This window comes from Amycolatopsis sp. NPDC102522 (assembly GCF_055584485.1).
Genome location: NZ_JBVJLY010000030.1, coordinates 100,800 through 116,428, shown reverse-complemented (window position 1 = coordinate 116,428; position 15,629 = coordinate 100,800). Strand labels below are relative to the sequence as shown.

The window sequence follows — 15,629 nt, the reverse complement described above, 5'->3', positions numbered from 1 at the left end:
CGCAAAAACGGCCACAACACCCTGACCGCACTCCGCGCCGCCATCACCGGAAACCCCTGGCTACCAACCAACCTAGCCACCAGCTGACTAGTAACGAGGACGGTTCTAACCGTCCTCACCACTCACGAGGGTCGCGCCCCACTACGGTTCGGCGGCTAGGTCACCTGAGGTACGTGAAGGACCCCTTCACTGCGCTAGGCGCAATGAAGGGGTCCTTCACGTACTTGGGGACCGGGCAGGCGAACAGCCGTAGCCGGAATCCGGCAGGTACCGAAGCCGCTCACGAGGCCCGGACCTCACGGTGTGACGTCCATCGGCGGCGGGCAATGTCAAACGCCTGAAACATTCGGGAGTTTCCAGGTAACACGGCCTACCTACCTTCAAGCGCTATCGACGCCTGGAGGAGGTGCCCGTGCCGCTCGCCACCCCTGTCACCACCCGCGCGGTGGACACGCACTGCCCGTACTGCGCCCTGCAGTGCGGGATGAGCCTCGACGGCGCCCGCGTCGCCCCGCGCGACTTCCCGGTCAACGCCGGCGGCCTGTGCCAGAAGGGCTGGACGTCGGGGGAGCTCCTCACCTCGCCTTCCCGCCTGACGACACCGCTGATCAGGGTCGACAGTGAACTCCGGCCCGCGAGCTGGAGTCAGGCGCTCGACCTCATCGCGCGGCGGCTGACCGAGATCCGCGCGGCCAAGGGCGCCGACTCGGTCGCCGTCTTCGGCGGCGGCGGGCTGACCAACGAGAAGGCGTACTTGCTGGGGAAGTTCGCCCGTGTCGCGCTGGGCACCTCGCAGATCGACTACAACGGCCGGTTCTGCATGTCGTCGGCGGCCGCCGCCGGGATCAGGGCGTTCGGCGCCGACCGCGGGATGCCGTTCCCGGTCACGGATCTGGCCGACGCGGACGCCGTCCTTCTGATCGGCGCGAACCCGGCCGAGACGATGCCGCCGTTCACCCAGCACCTGCGCGGCGCGGACCTGATCGTCGTCGACCCGCGCCGGACGCCGACCGCCGAACTCGCCGGGCTGCACCTCTCGCCCGCGCCGGGTACCGACCTCGCCCTCGCGCAGGGGATCCTGCACGCTGTCGTCGCCGACGGCCTGCTCGACCAGTCCTATGTAGATGGACGCACGAACGGTTTCGAGCAGCTGTGGCGTTCGGTCGCGGCGTGGTGGCCGGAGCGGGTCGAGCAGGTCACCGGCGTCTCCGCCGCGGATCAGCGCCGCGTCGCCGCCAAGCTCGCCGCGGCCCGCAACGCCTACGTCCTCACCGCGCGCGGCACCGAACAGCACGCCAACGGCACGGCGATGGTCAACGCCTGGATCAATCTCGCGCTCGCCCTCGGGCTGCCGGGGCGCAAGGGGTCCGGATTCGGCTGCCTGACCGGGCAGGGCAACGGGCAAGGCGGGCGCGAGCACGGCCAGAAGGCCGACCAGCTGCCCGGTTACCGCAAGATCGACGACCCCGCCGCCCGCGAGTACGTCGCCGGAGTCTGGGGTGTACCGCCGGAATCCCTGCCGGGGCCTGGCCGTTCGGCCGTCGAGCTGCTGGAAGCGCTCGGCACCGAAGACGGGCCGAGCGCGCTGATGGTGTTCGGCAGCAACCTCGTCGTTTCCGCGCCCCGTGCGGGGAGCATCCAGGAGAAAGTGTCCTCTTTGGACTTCCTGGTGGTCTCGGACCTCGTCCTCTCGGAGACCGCGGCGATGGCCGACGTCGTCCTGCCGGTCACCCAGTGGGCCGAGGAGGACGGCACGATGACCAATCTCGAAGGCCGGATCCTCCTGCGGCGCAAGGCGATCGACCCGCCCTCCGGCGTGAAGACCGATCTCTACGTGCTTTCCGAGCTCGCCCGCCGGTTCGGCCAGCCCGACGGCCGGTTCCCGACCGACGCGGAGACCGTCTTCACCGAACTCCGCCAGGCGTCCAAGGGCGGTGTCGCCGACTACTCGGGCGTCACCTACGACAGGCTCCGTGACGGCGAGGCCCTCTACTGGCCCGTTCCGACGGAAGCGCATCCCGGCACGCCGCGGATGTTCCTCGACCGCTTCGCCCATCCGGACGGCCGCGCGCGGTTCGTGCCGGTGGACCACGTCGGCCCGGCCGAACCGCCCGACGCCGAATTCCCCTTGCAGGCCACCACGGGCCGGGTCCTGCAGCACTACCAGTCCGGGGCGCAGACCCGGCTGGTCAAAGAGCTCAACGACGTCGTGGCGGAGGCCTTCGTGGAAGTTCACCCGGACACCGCCGCCCGGGCGGGACTGGCCGAAGGCGACCTCGCCGCCGTGCGGTCCCGGCGCGGGGAGACCGTCGCCCGGGTCCGCTGCGTGCCGTCGCTGCGCCCGGACCTGGTGTTCCTGCCGTTCCACTTCCCCGGCGAAGGCAGGGCGAACCTGCTGACCAATCCGGCGCTCGACCCGACCAGCCGGATGCCCGAGTTCAAGGTGTGCGCGGTCGCGCTCGCCCCGGCAGGGGTCGTCGCGTGAGCCCCCGGTCGGTGGTCATCGCCGGATACGGGATGGCGGGCGCGCGGCTCGCGGACGAGATCCAGCGCCGCGATCCCGACGGCGAACGCGTGCGGCTCACCGTCGTCGGCGCGGAGAAGCACACCGCCTACAACCGGGTGCTGCTCTCGTCGGTGGTCGCCGGCACCATGCGGCCCGACGCGGTCCGGCTGCACGACGACGAATGGCCGTCCCGCACCCGCGCCGATCTGCGCCGGGGAGTCGCCGCGACGGCGATCGACAGGGATTCACGGCGGATCCACCTCGACGACGGGTCCACTGTGGACTACGACGCGCTCGTGCTCGCCACCGGCGCGAACCCGTGGATGCCGCCGGTCGAGGGGCTCGAACCCGGTCCGGACGTCGTCGCGTTCCGCACCCTCGACGACTGCGCCCGCATCCTCGACGCCGCCAAACTGGGCGCGCCGGTCGCCGTGCTCGGTGGCGGCCTGCTCGGTCTGGAAGCCGCGCGAGGCCTGGCGGGGCGGGGGAACCTCGTCACCGTCGTGCATCCGATGCCGCACATCATGGAACGTCAGCTGGACGCGGAATCCGCGCGGGTACTGACCAGGAAGCTCGAAGAACTCGGCGTCGATTTCCGGCTCGGTGTCGGGGCCGCGCGCTACGTCAGTGGCGACGGGCTCAAACTCGACGACGGCACGCACGTGCCCGCCGATCTCATCGTCGTCTCGACCGGTGTCCGGCCCGAGACGAAACTGGCCGCGGACGCCGGGCTGACCGTCGAGGGCGGCATCGTCGTCGACGATCTGCTGCGCACCAGCGACGGCCGGATCCACGCGATCGGCGACTGCGCGAAGCACCCCGGCGCGTTCGGCGGGCTCGTGCAACCCGCTTGGGAACAGGCCACCGTCGTCGCGGATCTGGTCACCGGGACGAAATCCGCGTCGCGCTACCGCGGCACCCAGGCGGTGACCCGGCTGAAGGCCCGCGGCATCGACCTCACCGCGCTCGGCGAGACGATGACCGGCGCGGACGACCCGACCGCCGAAGTGCTCACCTTCAGCGACCCGGCGGGTTGCCGCTACGGCAAGCTCGTCGTCCGCGAAAACCGGGTGACGGGCGCGATCCTGCTCGGCCTGCCCGACGCTGCCGCGTCGATCACCCAGCTCTACGACCGGGGCACGCCGGTGCCCGAAGACCGGCTCGCCGTTCTTTTGGGACGAGCGTTGCCCGCGGGCGCGCCGTCGGCGTCGAGCCCGGCCGATCTGCCCGCGTCGGCGGTCATCTGCCGCTGCAACGCGGTGACCAAGGGGCGGCTCGTCGAGGCCTGGCGTGCCGGTGCCACCGACGTCCCCGCCCTCGCCGGGGCGACCCGCGCGACGACCGGCTGCGGCGGCTGCAAGGACGCCGTCGGCGGGGTCGCGCATTGGCTGGCCGCCCAGTGAAACCGAACGCATTCACCACCGAGGAGGACCGCATGACCGCTCGCGGTAAACGCTGGATCGAGCACTGGGACCCGGAGAACGAGCGGTTCTGGGAGGAGACCGGGAAGAAGATCGCCCGGCGGAACCTCTGGTTCTCCATCCTGGCCGAACACATCGGCTTCTCCGTCTGGACACTGTGGTCGGTCATGGTCCTGTTCATGGGGCCGCAGTACGGTTTCTCGGCCGCCGACAAATTCCTGCTCGTCTCGACGCCGACGCTGATCGGCGCGTTCATGCGGCCGCTGTACACCTTCGCCGTCGCGAGGTTCGGCGGCCGGAACTGGACGATCGTCAGCGCGATGCTGCTGCTGGCCCCGACGGTCCTGGCGGCGATCGTGATGGAGCCGGGCACCTCACTCGGCACTTTCCTGCTGGTCGCCGCGCTCGGCGGGGTCGGCGGCGGGAACTTCGCGTCGTCGATGACCAACATCAACGCGTTCTACCCGGAGAAGCACAAGGGCTGGGCGCTCGGGCTCAACGCGGGCGGCGGGAACCTCGGCGTGGCGGCGATCCAGCTGATCGGCCTGCTGGTCATCGGCACCGTCGGCGCGACCGCGCCCCGCCTGGTGCTCGCGATCTACATCCCGCTGATCGTCCTCGCCGCGACGTGCGCGTACTTCTTCATGGACAACCTCGCCTCGATGAAGGGCGACACCAAGGCGATGCGTGAGGTCGTCAAGGATCCGCACACGTGGGTGATGTCGTTCCTCTACGTCGGCACGTTCGGTTCGTTCATCGGCTACAGCTTCGCCTTCGGTCTGGTGCTGCAGAACCAGTTCGGCCGCAGTCCGTTGCAGGCGGCCGCGGTCACCTTCCTCGGCCCGCTGCTCGGCTCGTTCTCACGGCCGACGGGCGGCTGGCTGGCCGACCGGATCGGCGGCGGCAAGATCACCTTCGTGACGTTCGTCGGAATGGCCGCGGCGACAGTGGTGCTGATCCTCGCGTCGACGTCGAACTCGCTGGCGCTGTTCACCGTCGCGTTCATCGTGCTGTTCGTGCTGACCGGTGTCGGCAACGGTTCGACGTACAAGATGATCCCGGCGATCTTCCGCGCCAAGGCGAAGGTCGCGATCAGCGAGGGCGCGGACGAGAAGCTGGAAATGCTCAAGGCACGCAAGCTTTCCGGCGCGCTGATCGGGCTGGCGGGGGCGATCGGCGCGCTCGGCGGGTTGTTCATCAACCTGGCCTTCCGCCAGTCGTTCGCGGACACGAAGATCGGGGTGCCGGCGTTCGTCGCCTTCCTGGTCTTCTACGGGCTGTGCTTCACCGTCACGTGGGCGGTGTACCTGCGCAAACAGCAGACGGAGGTGGCGAGCACCCGAGGTCTGGCGCTCGCCGGGGCGGAGGTCTGATGCGGAAACTCGTCGTCGTCGGCCACGGCATGGTCGCGCACCGGCTCGTGGAGGCGGTGCGCGCGGAGGACAAGACCGGCGCTTGGCAGGTCGTGGTGCTCGCCGAAGAGGCGCGACCCGCGTACGACCGGGTCGCCCTGACGTCCTATGTGGACACCTGGGATCCGGCGTCGCTGGCTTTGGACGGTGCGGACTACGCGGATGACCCGCTGGTCGAGCTGCGGCTCGGTGACGCGGTGGCCTCGGTGGACCGGGACCGCAAGATCGTTCTGACCGAGGCCGGGTACGAGCAGCCGTACGACACGCTCGTCCTCGCGACCGGTTCGCGGCCGTTCGTCCCGCCGGTGCCCGGGCACGATCTGCCGGGTTGCTACGTCTATCGGACGATCGAGGATCTCGACGCCATCCGGGAAGCCGCGCAGCGCCCCGGCCGCGGACGGCGTTCCGCGGTCGTCATCGGTGGCGGGCTCCTCGGGTTGGAAGCGGCGAAGGCGTTGCGGGACATGGGACTCTCGCCGCACGTCGTCGAGATGGCGCCGCGCCTGATGCCGCTGCAGGTCGACGAGGGTGGCGGCGGTCTGCTCCGGCGGCTGATCACCGGCCTCGACGTGACCGTCCACACGGGAACGTCGACCGATGCCATCGAGCCGGACGGCTCTCGCTACCTCGCGAAGCTGGGCAACGGGACCGAACTCGACGTCGACCTCGTCGTGTTCTCCGCCGGGATCCGGCCGCGCGACGACCTCGCCCGCTCGTCCGGGCTGGAAGTCGGCGCGCGGGGCGGCATCCTGGTCGACGACTCGTGCCGGACGTCCGATCCGGCGGTGTACGCGATCGGCGAATGCGCGGCCGTGGGCGGCAAGGTGTACGGCATCGTCGCGCCCGGCTACGCGATGGCGGAGATCGTCGCGGCGCGACTGACCGGCGGCGAGGGCACGTTCCCCGAGCCGGACATGTCGACGAAACTCAAGCTCATGGGCGTCGACGTCGCCAGTTTCGGCGACGCGCACGCGGCGACAGAGGGCGCGCTGGAGGTCGCGTTCAACGACGCCGTCGCGGGGACGTACAAGAAACTCGTGATCTCGGACGACTCGAAGACGTTGCTCGGCGGGGTCTTGGTCGGCGACGCGAGCGAGTTCAACACGCTCCGGGCGATGGTCGGCAGGCCGCTGCCCGCCGAGCCGGGCGCGATCCTCGCCCCGGCCGGCGGCGGGGCGGCGGTCGGTGTCGACGCGCTGCCCGACGCGGCGCAGATCTGTTCGTGCAACGCGGTTTCCAAGGGCGCGATCACGCACGCGATCACCGATGAGGGCTGCGATTCGGTCGCCAAGATCAAGGGCTGTACGCGGGCGGGCACGGCGTGCGGGTCCTGCGTCCCGCTGCTGGGCAAGCTGCTGACGGCTTGCGGTGTCGAGCAGTCGAAGGCGCTGTGCGAGCACTTCGGCCACTCCCGCGCCGAGCTGTTCCAGATCCTGCAGGCCACCCGGATCAGCACGTTCAGCGAGATGATCGATCGCTACGGCACTGGAACGGGCTGTGCGATCTGCAAACCGGTGATCGCGTCCATCCTGGCGACGCTGGGCAACGGGCACATCCTCGCCGGTGAGCAGGCGACCCTGCAGGACACCAACGACAAGTTCCTCGCGAACCTCCAGCGCAACGGCACCTATTCGGTGGTGCCGCGGATCCCCGGCGGCGAGGTCACGCCGGAGAAGCTCATGGTGATCGCGCAGGTGGCGATGGATTTCGGGCTGTACACCAAGATCACCGGCGGGCAGCGGATCGACCTGTTCGGCGCGACCGTCGACCAGCTCCCGCTGATCTGGCGGCGGCTCGTCGACGCCGGGTTCGAGTCCGGGCACGCGTACGGGAAGTCGTTGCGCACGGTCAAATCCTGTGTCGGGTCGACGTGGTGCCGCTACGGCGTGCAGGACAGCGTCGGGCTCGCGATCGAGCTGGAACTGCGCTATCGCGGCCTACGCTCGCCGCACAAGCTGAAGTCCGCTGTTTCGGGCTGTGCGCGGGAATGCGCCGAGGCGCGGAGCAAGGACTTCGGCATCATCGCCACCGACAAGGGTTGGAACCTCTACGTCGGCGGGAACGGCGGCGCGACCCCGCGGCACGCGGATCTGCTGGTGTCCGAAGTGGACACCGAGACGCTGATCCGCACGATCGACCGGTTCCTGATGTTCTACGTCCGCACGGCCGACCGCCTGCAGCGCACCGCGCCGTGGGTCGAGGAGATGGAGGGCGGTCTCGACCACCTGCGCGCGGTGATCGTCGACGACAAGCTCGGCATCTGCGAGGACCTCGACGCGGCGATGGCCAAGCATGTCGGCGACTACGCCGACGAATGGCGCGGGGTGCTGGAGGATCCGGAGAAGCTGGCGAAGTTCAGTTCGTTCGTCAACGCGCCGGGCACGCCGGATCCGTCGATCTCGTTCCGTCGAGAACGCGACCAGAAGGTACCCGTGCTGCTGGGCATCCCGGAGGTGAAACAGTGACGACCTCGATCGAACGCACCTGGACCGCCGTCTGTGCGGCGGGCGCCGTCCCCGAATGGTCCGGCGTCGCCGCGCTGTTCGACGATGGTGTGCAGGTGGCGATCTTCCGGCTGCCCGGCGAAAGGTGGTACGCACTGTCCAATCTGGACCCGGTGAGCGGCGCCGCGGTGCTTTCGCGGGGGATCGTCGGCGACGCCGGCGGTGTCCCCGTGGTGGCCTCGCCGGTGTACAAGGAACGGTTCGATCTGCGGACCGGTGCATGCCTGGACGCCGAGGGCGTCTCGGTCGAGGCGTACGGGGTCCGGGTCGCCGGGGGTGTGGTGGAGGTGGAAGCTTCACCGTGACAGAAGTGTTGCCCCTGGCGGGCTTCGTCATCGGGATCACGGCGGCGCGACGAGCGGACGAGCTCGGCGCGCTGTTCGTGCGTAAGGGCGCGACCGTGCGCTACGGCCCGGCGATCCGGATCGTGCCGCTCGCCGACGACACCGAACTGCGGGCGGCCACCCAGCGCCTGCTCGAAGACCGGGTCGACGCCGTCGTCGCGACGACCGGGATCGGCTTCCGCGGCTGGGTCGAGGCGGCCGAAGGCTGGGGGCTGGGGGAAGAGCTGCTGGACAGGCTGGGGGAGTCTTCGCTGCTCGCGCGCGGCCCGAAGGCCAAGGGCGCTATCCGCGCGGCCGGGCTTTCGGAGGACTACTCGCCCGCGTCGGAGAGCAATGCCGAGGTGCTGCGGCATCTTCTCGATTCCGGTGTGGACGGTCATCGGATCGCGGTGCAGCTGCACGGCGAGCCGCTTCCGTACTTTGTGGACAGTCTGCGTGCCGCAGGGGCGGAAGTGATCGAGGTGCCGGTGTACCGCTGGGTCGGCCCGGCCGATCCCGGACCGCTGGACCGGCTGCTGGACGCCGTCCTCGACGGCTCGGTGGACGCGCTGCCGTTCACCAGCGCGCCCGCCGCCGCGTCCCTGCTGGCGGTGGCGAGGCGGACCGGGCGGCTTCCGGGAATCGTTCGCGCACTGGAAAAGCGGGTCGTGGCGGCCTGCGTCGGCCCGATCACGGCGGCGCCGCTGGCCGCGCTCGGGATCCCGACGGTCCAGCCCGCGCGGTCGCGGATCGGGGCGCTGGCGCGGACGGTGTCCGAGGCGCTCGAAGCCCGTTCGCCGCGGCTGACGGCGGGCGGGCGGAGCATCGAACTGCGTGGTCAGGCGGCGCTGGTCGACGGGCAGTGGTGCGACATCGCGCCCGCGCCGATGGCCATGCTGCGGGCGCTGGCGGAGTCGCCGGGGCGGGTGTTCTCGCGGCGGGAACTGGTCGCGGCGTTGCCCGACGGCGGCGAGGAGCACGCCGTCGAGACCGCCATCGGTCGCCTGCGGAGCTCCTTGGGTGCCCCGAAACTCGTCCAGACGGTGGTGAAGCGGGGCTACCGCCTGGCCGTCGACCCGTGACTCGCGTTTCGTCCTCTGAAGGCGGTAGTTGCACGCGCAAGGACCGCATTCAGAGGACGAAACGCGGGAGTCAGGAGAAGGTGACGCGGTGGTCGGGGAACTCCCGGGCGGTGGCGACGCGAGCGGCCTCCTCCTCGGCCGCCTTCCGCACGGCCGGGCGGAGCGCGTCGAACGGGGTGACGGTGAAGTCGAGTCGCTTCTTCCCGCTCGCCTTGGCCCGCCACACGCCGGCGATCTCGCCGTCGGCCAGCAGTGCGCCGGGACTGCCGAGGATCTTCCAGACCTCCTTCTGCCTGGCCTTGTCCGGCACGACCACGGCACGGTCCCGCGCCTGGACGAACGGGTCCAGCGGCGGCAGCAGGCGCACCACGTCCGGCTCCGGCGGGTTCTCCAGCAGCGCCACCCGGTCTTCCGGCAGGAACGTTTTCTTGCCGTCGACCCGGACCTCGACCAGCTCGTCCGGCCACATCGCGTCGACCCCGGTGCGGGTCGTCCCGACATAGACGGCGGCGTCGCCGGGGCTGGCCGGGCCGTTGATCCGCAGGTAGCCCTCGACCACGCGGGTCGCCGCTTCGGCGTCCGGCGACGTCTTCAGCGCACCGCGCTTTTCCAGCGGTGCCAACGTCGCCGGGGTCGCGCCCGCCTCCAGCCGCGCCCCGGCGTGGATCGACGCGACCCGCATCAGCTGTTCGTGGATGTGCACGACACCGCAGCCGCGGCAGGCGTACGACAGCCCGTCGGGGATCAGTTTCGTGACCGCGCCGCTCACCGTGCCCTTGGTCTGCGTGCCGGTGACGACCTTGCGGATCGCCTTCGCCGCGGTGAACAGCGCGTCTGTCGCGGACATCCCCGCCGCTTCGACCTGCTTGCGCTGCCAGAGGATCCTGGCCATCGCGTCCTTCTCGTCGAGCGGCACGAGCGCTGCCCGGATCGCGTCCAGTTCCGTGCGGCGGTGGAAATGCGGCGCCCCGCGATGCGTCCACGCGAGGACGAAGCGTTCGTCGTCCCAGACGCCGGGCGTGATGTCGCCGTCGATCCGGGCGGCGAGACCCAGCAGGGCGGTGTCCCGCACGGAATCCTGCAGCCCGAGGTCGAACACGGCCGCCGCGGCCGGATCCGTCTCGTCCCGGCGCAGTCCGTGCGCGGCGATCCGGTACGCCAGCACCTGCTCGCGATCGACCTCGAGCACTGGTCCTCCTTAAAGCGAGTAGTCGAGCGTGTACGACATCGTCGGCTCCCCGAGGGCGCCCGTCGTGGTCCCGGTCCCGGTGATCCCGGCGAGTTCACCTGTTCCGGAGCCCGCGACGACCTCGAACGTCGAGGCGAAGCCCTTCGCGTCGAAACCGCAGTCGTGCTTGATCACGAAGCTTCCCTTGCGCCCGTCCACACTGCCCTCGAAACGTTCGAAGCCCGATGCTGTCGTGCCACCGCCGTCGTAGCCCTCACCCGCGTAGTACAGCAGGTAGTCGAGGATCGACTCGCCTTCGATCAACCCGCTGTAGCCGAACGTGGCGTGCGCGTGGGCCACTCGCGGCCCACCGTCGGTGCCGCTGACGATGGCTTCTTCCCAGTTCTTCACGGCGAAAGTGTTCATGGGTTCACCCTGTCAGCCATACCTGTCAGGTTGTGTCAGGTTTTCGGGGATACTGGATTCATGCGCGCGAGCAGACTCCTGTCGGTCCTCCTCCTGCTGCAGAACCGCGGCCGGATGACGGCCGAGGCGCTGGCGGCCGAGCTGGAGGTGTCGGTCCGGACGGTCTACCGCGACGTCGAGGCGCTGTCCGCCGCCGGTGTCCCGGTGTACGCCGATCGCGGGCGCACCGGCGGATATCAGCTGGTCGACGGCTATCGCACGCGGCTGACCGGGCTGACCGAGGAAGAGGCGCAATCGCTTTCCTTGGCGGGTTTGCCCGGCGCGGCCTCCGAACTCGGGCTCGGCACTGTCCTCGCCGCCGCGCAGCTCAAACTGCACGCGGCCATGCCCGCCGAGCTGCGCGCCGGGGCGAGCAAGATCTCCGAGCGGTTCTACCTGGACGTCCCGGGCTGGCATCGCGGGATCGAGAGCCTGCCGCGACTGTCCGAACTGGCCGACGCGGTCTGGCACGGTCAGCGGATCAGGGTCCGGTACGAACGCTGGGGGCAGCGGAAGGTCGAGCGCGTCCTCGACCCGCTGGGCCTGATCCTCAAGGCGGGCAACTGGTACCTCGCGGCGCGGTGCGAGGGGACCGACAGGACCTACCGCGTTTCCCGGATCGAGGACCTCGAAGATCTCGGCGAGACCTTCGAACGGCCGTCCGACTTCGACCTCGCGCGTTATTGGAAGGAGTGGTCGGAGCAGTTCGAAAAGCGGATGTACTCGCGGGTGGCGGTGGTCCGGCTGAACGAGTTCGCCCGCATACTGCTGCCGTTCTACCTCGGGGCCGTCGGGGCGCGGGCGTTGCGGGAAGCGGGCGCCGAGCCGGACGAGGACGGCTGGCTGACGATGGACCTGCCCGTGGAACCGGGAGAATCGGCGGTCGGCGAACTGCTGCGGTTCGGCGGGAACCTCGAAGTACTCGAACCGCCGGAGCTGCGCGAGCGGCTGGCGGAGGAGATCAGGAAGATGGGCGCGCGTTATGGCTGACCTGGCCGGCATCACCATCGGGATCACCGCGGAGCGGCGGGCCGAAGACTTCATCACCGCACTCGAGCGGCACGGCGCGACAGTGCTGCACGCGCCCACCATCCGCATCGTCCCGTTGCCCGACGACACCGAACTGCGGGCGGCGACCGACGCCGTGCTGGCCGGACCTGTCGGGTTCACCGCGGTCACGACCGGCGCCGGGTTCCGCGGCTGGCTTTCGGCGGCCGAAGGCTGGGGGCTGCGCGAGGCGCTGCTGGAACGGCTGGCGGCGTCACGGATCTTCGTGCGAGGGCCGAAAGCGGCCGGTGCGGTGCGCGGCGAGGGGCTGCGCGAGGAGTTCTCCGCGCCCGAGGAGAGCAACGCGGAGCTGTTCGAGGGATTGCGCGACGCCGGTGTTCGCGGGGAACGGGTCGCCGTCCAGCTGCACGGCACGCTGCTGCCCGAACTCACCGGACTGCTGCGGGACGCGGGCGCGGACGTCGTCCAAGCGCAGCCGTACCGCTGGCTTTCGCCCGCTGACGTCGGACCTGTGCACGAGCTCGTCGAAAGCGTGATCGCCGGGCGGGTCCGCGCCATGGCCTTCACCTCCGCGCCGGCGGCCGCGAATCTGCTCACGCTGGCGGGTTCGCGCCGCGAGGAACTCCTCGACGCGTTGCGAGGTCCGGTGTTGTGCGCGTGCGTCGGACCGGTGACCGCGGCGCCGCTGGAAGCCGCCGGAGTGCCGACCTCGCGGCCCGAACGGCAGCGACTCGGCGCCTTGGTGAAACTTCTCGTCGCGGAACTGCGCATTCGGCCGTCTTGACGCGGGAAGTCCGCTTTGCCAGGCTCGACACATCGGACGCACGGGAGGGCGGCGGATGTCCGAGTCTCAATCGGTCACCTTCGTGCGCGCGATGTTGCGAAAGGGATCTTCGGTGCTGGGCGCGAGCCCCGCGGACGAAGCACCCGACCCCGATTCCGTGCCGGACTGGCGCTACCGCGAAGACTCCGCGGACTCGATGCTGATGCGCGCGATCCGCTACTCCGCGCTCGGCCCGATCTTCTACCGTGTCGCCGCGTTTCCCAAGGTGTACCTCGGTTTCGCGGTCGCGAACGGGTCGGCGGGGATCGTCCCGGTACTGAGCACGACGATCCTGGCGGTGCTGCTCAACATCTTCGCGGTCTGGTGGGTGGTGCGCGGCCGCGGGATCCGGGCGAAGACGTCCGGGCGGCTGATGTACGCGGATCTCGCGGTGGGCATGGTGCTCACGACGATCGTGGCCGTGGCCGCGCCCGCCGAGATCCAGCCGTTCGCGATCGACGTCGCGTGGACGTGGCTGGTCGGGACGGTGGCGTTGTGGACGCTTTCGTTCGGGCTGCCCGCCGCGCTCGTGCTGCTGATCGCGGCCTTCCCGTTCCGGGCGTTCCTGACCTGGATCGGCGGGCTCCCGATCGACCACCCGCTCGCGGTGAGCCGTTCGGTGGGGTGCATGGTCGCGCTCGTCGTGGCGATGGTGACCACGGCCGGGATCCTGATCCTGCTCGGCGTCGGGACCCGGTTCGCGCTCGGGATCGGGATGCGCCGCGGGCAGCGCGCCGAACGCCTGCGGACTCAACGGGTCATGCACGACTCCGTGCTCCAGACCTTGGAAGCGATGGGGTTGGAGGCGCCGGACGACGATTCCGCCGCCGCGGACCGGCTCGCGGAGTTGCGCGCGACGGCGCGGGCGCAAGCCATCGAACTCCGGCGCGAACTGGTCGGCCCGGACGCGCCCTCGGCGCGCGGCCTCACCGCGGACCTCGCCGAAGTCGCCACCGAAATGGCGCGCGACGGCCTCCGCACCCAGCTCGTCGCGGCCGAGACCGAAGAGGACTACCGCCTCTCGCACGCGCGCCGGACCGCCATCCGCGACGCCGTCCGCGAAGCCCTCCGAAACACCGTGAAGCACGCCGGGACGAAGCAGGTCGTGCTTCGCGTCGAAGAGAGCGACGGCGGCATCGCGGTCATCGCGCGGGACCAGGGGACCGGCTTCAGCATGCTGGAGCGGCCGCCGGGATTCGGGATCAGCCAGTCGATCATGGCGCGGCTGGCGGAGGTCGGCGGGCGGGGGACGATCGACTCGCATCCGGGGCGGGGGACCCGGGTGACGCTCTGGGTGCCGCACTGAGTGGGTGCCGCACTGAGGCCTCTGGGCGATCCAGCAGTCCGTGAAGGCCTCCTTCACTACCTTCAGGGTAGGTAAGGAGGCCTTCACGGCATCTGTGGGCGAAAGCGATAGCAAGGGACCCTTGCTATCGCTTGGTTAGCATGGCTACGTAAGTGAGAGCAAAGGTCCCTTGCTCTCTTTTCGCAGGTCAGGTGGGGTGTCGGGGCGATCTGGAGGCTCGCGGGCCGAGAGGTGGTCGCCTTCGCGGGGGTCGAGAGTGCGAAGGCGCGTACGTCGGCCTACGCGAAGTGCTCGCTGATGTCCTGAAGGCCCCCTTTGAGACGTTGAACGTCTCAAAGGGGGCCTTCAGGACATGTCCTCGGTAGCCGCGGCGTCCCAGCGAGCAAAAGGACCTCAGTCGTCGGAGGGGACCTCGCCGGCCTCGATCTGACGCATCGCTTCCCGCCCGGCGGCCTCTTCGCTCAGCCCCTGCCGCCAGTACCCCGTGAAGCAGATCGCCCGCTTGTCGACCCCGCGCTCCCGCACGAGATGCCGCCGCACCAGTTTCACCATGTTCGCCTCGCCCGAAACCCACGCGTAAGGCGTCCCGCCCGGCAGATCCGCCTTCCGCACGGCCTCGAGCACCGCGTCACCAACGGAGCCACCAGAACCAGAACCGCGCACCACCCAGTGCAGCTCCACCGTCCCCCGAGTGTCGAAGACCTGCCGGTCTTCGCGGTCGCTGATCTCGACGTACACCAGCGCCCGCGTCCCGGCGGGCAGCGCTTCGACGATCGCGCCGATCGCCGGGATCGCGGTCTCGTCGCCGATCAGCAGCTGCCAGTTCGTTCCCTCGGGGACGTCGTAGAGCCCGTGCGGCCCCAGGAAAGCGACCTTGTCACCCTCCGAGGCACCCGAAGCCCACGCGGAGGCGGGGCCTTCGTCGCCGTGCAGCACGAAGTCGATGTCGATCTCCTGCGCAGACGGCCGCAGCGCGCGCACGGTGTAGGTCCGCATCGGCGGCCGGACGTCGTCCGGCATCGCGAGGTAGGTCTTGTACCAGGACATCACTTCGTCCCCGCCCAGCGGCGCGGGCAGCACCGGCTCCGCCTGGCCGGGCTGCGGGAAGAACACCTTCAGGTACTGGTCGGGCGCCTGGTCCACCAGCGACGCCCCGGAGAAGGTCACCCTGCTCATATGCGGGGTGAGCCGCCGGACGCCGGTCACCTTCGCCTCGATGTAGCTCATTAGGCGAGGCTAACCTAAAAAAGGCCGCCCAGGCCGGCGTCGTCATCGGGATCACGCTGCCACCGGTATTTTCGCAGGTCGACGCGCTGGCCGTCGGGAATGACGCCCTCCTCGCGCAGCCGTTGCAACTGCTCGTCGACCAGATGCGGAGCCGGAGTGCCGTCGGCGCGCAGAATGCGGTGCCAAGGCAGGTCGTGGCCGTCCTCGCTGAGGATCCGCCCGATCAACCGCGGTGACGGGGCTCCCGAAACCGACGCTATATCCCCATAAGTCGCGACCGAGCCGGCGGGCACGCTCGCGATGACCTCGCGCACCCGCTCCTGCAGTTCGTCATCCATGGGACCACTTTGCCGTGCCGCTGCGAGGTTGTGTCGGCGGGGCGTG

At 70.1% G+C, this 15,629-nt stretch carries 13 protein-coding genes; 9 read left to right on the top strand and 4 right to left on the bottom strand.

Translation table 11 applies throughout. From position 1 onward, the window contains the following. The first annotated feature begins 412 nt into the window (after positions 1–412). From ACZ6YV_RS40510 to ACZ6YV_RS40485, 6 genes are read left to right on the top strand one after another with little or no spacing between them, the layout of a single operon-like run. Positions 413–2,485, top strand: a complete 2,073-nt coding sequence (locus tag ACZ6YV_RS40510) for a molybdopterin oxidoreductase family protein (RefSeq protein ID WP_465514690.1) — start codon at positions 413–415, stop codon at positions 2,483–2,485. Then, positions 2,482–3,909 carry an FAD-dependent oxidoreductase gene (locus ACZ6YV_RS40505; protein WP_465514689.1) on the top strand — a complete coding sequence of 476 codons (1,428 nt, stop codon included), beginning with the start codon at positions 2,482–2,484 and terminating at the stop codon, positions 3,907–3,909. The genes ACZ6YV_RS40510 and ACZ6YV_RS40505 overlap by 4 nt, the downstream gene beginning before the upstream one ends. A gap of 32 nt (positions 3,910–3,941) precedes the next feature. Continuing rightward, the gene (locus ACZ6YV_RS40500; RefSeq protein WP_465514688.1) at positions 3,942–5,300 is read left to right on the top strand and encodes a nitrate/nitrite transporter; all 1,359 of its coding nucleotides are present in this window, start codon (positions 3,942–3,944) and stop codon (positions 5,298–5,300) included. After that, positions 5,300–7,804, top strand: coding sequence for a nitrite reductase large subunit NirB (gene nirB / locus ACZ6YV_RS40495; RefSeq protein ID WP_465514687.1), 2,505 nt, complete (start codon positions 5,300–5,302; stop codon positions 7,802–7,804). The genes ACZ6YV_RS40500 and nirB overlap by 1 nt, the downstream gene beginning before the upstream one ends. After that, positions 7,801–8,148, top strand: coding sequence for a nitrite reductase small subunit NirD (gene nirD / locus ACZ6YV_RS40490; protein ID WP_465514686.1), 348 nt, complete (start codon positions 7,801–7,803; stop codon positions 8,146–8,148). The genes nirB and nirD overlap by 4 nt, the downstream gene beginning before the upstream one ends. Beyond that, positions 8,145–9,248 (top strand): uroporphyrinogen-III synthase, encoded by a 1,104-nt coding sequence (locus ACZ6YV_RS40485; protein ID WP_465514685.1) that lies wholly within the window; start codon positions 8,145–8,147, stop codon positions 9,246–9,248. Before nirD ends, ACZ6YV_RS40485 begins: the two co-directional genes overlap by 4 nt. Before the next feature lie 70 nt (positions 9,249–9,318). Here the strand turns inward: ACZ6YV_RS40485 and ACZ6YV_RS40480 are convergent, their stop codons facing one another. Both ACZ6YV_RS40480 and ACZ6YV_RS40475 read right to left on the bottom strand, forming a co-directional pair. Continuing rightward, positions 9,319–10,437 carry a DNA glycosylase AlkZ-like family protein gene (locus ACZ6YV_RS40480; RefSeq protein ID WP_465514684.1) on the bottom strand — a complete coding sequence of 373 codons (1,119 nt, stop codon included), beginning with the start codon at positions 10,435–10,437 and terminating at the stop codon, positions 9,319–9,321. Positions 10,438–10,446: 9 nt separating this feature from the next. Continuing rightward, the gene (locus ACZ6YV_RS40475) at positions 10,447–10,842 is read right to left on the bottom strand and encodes a DUF3224 domain-containing protein (RefSeq protein ID WP_465514683.1); all 396 of its coding nucleotides are present in this window, start codon (positions 10,840–10,842) and stop codon (positions 10,447–10,449) included. Positions 10,843–10,902: 60 nt separating this feature from the next. Between ACZ6YV_RS40475 and ACZ6YV_RS40470 the strand changes: the two genes are divergently transcribed. Genes ACZ6YV_RS40470 through ACZ6YV_RS40460 form a run of 3 tightly spaced genes read left to right on the top strand, consistent with a single transcriptional unit; the run spans position 10,903 to position 14,018 of the window. Next, positions 10,903–11,871, top strand: coding sequence for a helix-turn-helix transcriptional regulator (locus tag ACZ6YV_RS40470; RefSeq protein ID WP_465514682.1), 969 nt, complete (start codon positions 10,903–10,905; stop codon positions 11,869–11,871). Beyond that, a complete protein-coding gene (locus tag ACZ6YV_RS40465; protein ID WP_465514681.1) occupies positions 11,864–12,673 on the top strand; it encodes a uroporphyrinogen-III synthase in 810 nt (269 codons plus the stop codon). The genes ACZ6YV_RS40470 and ACZ6YV_RS40465 overlap by 8 nt, the downstream gene beginning before the upstream one ends. Before the next feature lie 55 nt (positions 12,674–12,728). Then, a complete protein-coding gene (locus tag ACZ6YV_RS40460; RefSeq protein ID WP_465514680.1) occupies positions 12,729–14,018 on the top strand; it encodes a sensor histidine kinase in 1,290 nt (429 codons plus the stop codon). Between the two features lie 393 nt (positions 14,019–14,411). Here ACZ6YV_RS40460 and ACZ6YV_RS40455 read toward each other — a convergent pair whose 3' ends face one another. Both ACZ6YV_RS40455 and ACZ6YV_RS40450 read right to left on the bottom strand, forming a co-directional pair. Then, positions 14,412–15,245 carry a siderophore-interacting protein gene (locus ACZ6YV_RS40455; RefSeq protein ID WP_465514679.1) on the bottom strand — a complete coding sequence of 278 codons (834 nt, stop codon included), beginning with the start codon at positions 15,243–15,245 and terminating at the stop codon, positions 14,412–14,414. Between the two features lie 14 nt (positions 15,246–15,259). Beyond that, the gene (locus ACZ6YV_RS40450) at positions 15,260–15,583 is read right to left on the bottom strand and encodes an MGMT family protein (RefSeq protein ID WP_465514678.1); all 324 of its coding nucleotides are present in this window, start codon (positions 15,581–15,583) and stop codon (positions 15,260–15,262) included. Between the last annotated feature and the right edge of the window lie 46 nt (positions 15,584–15,629).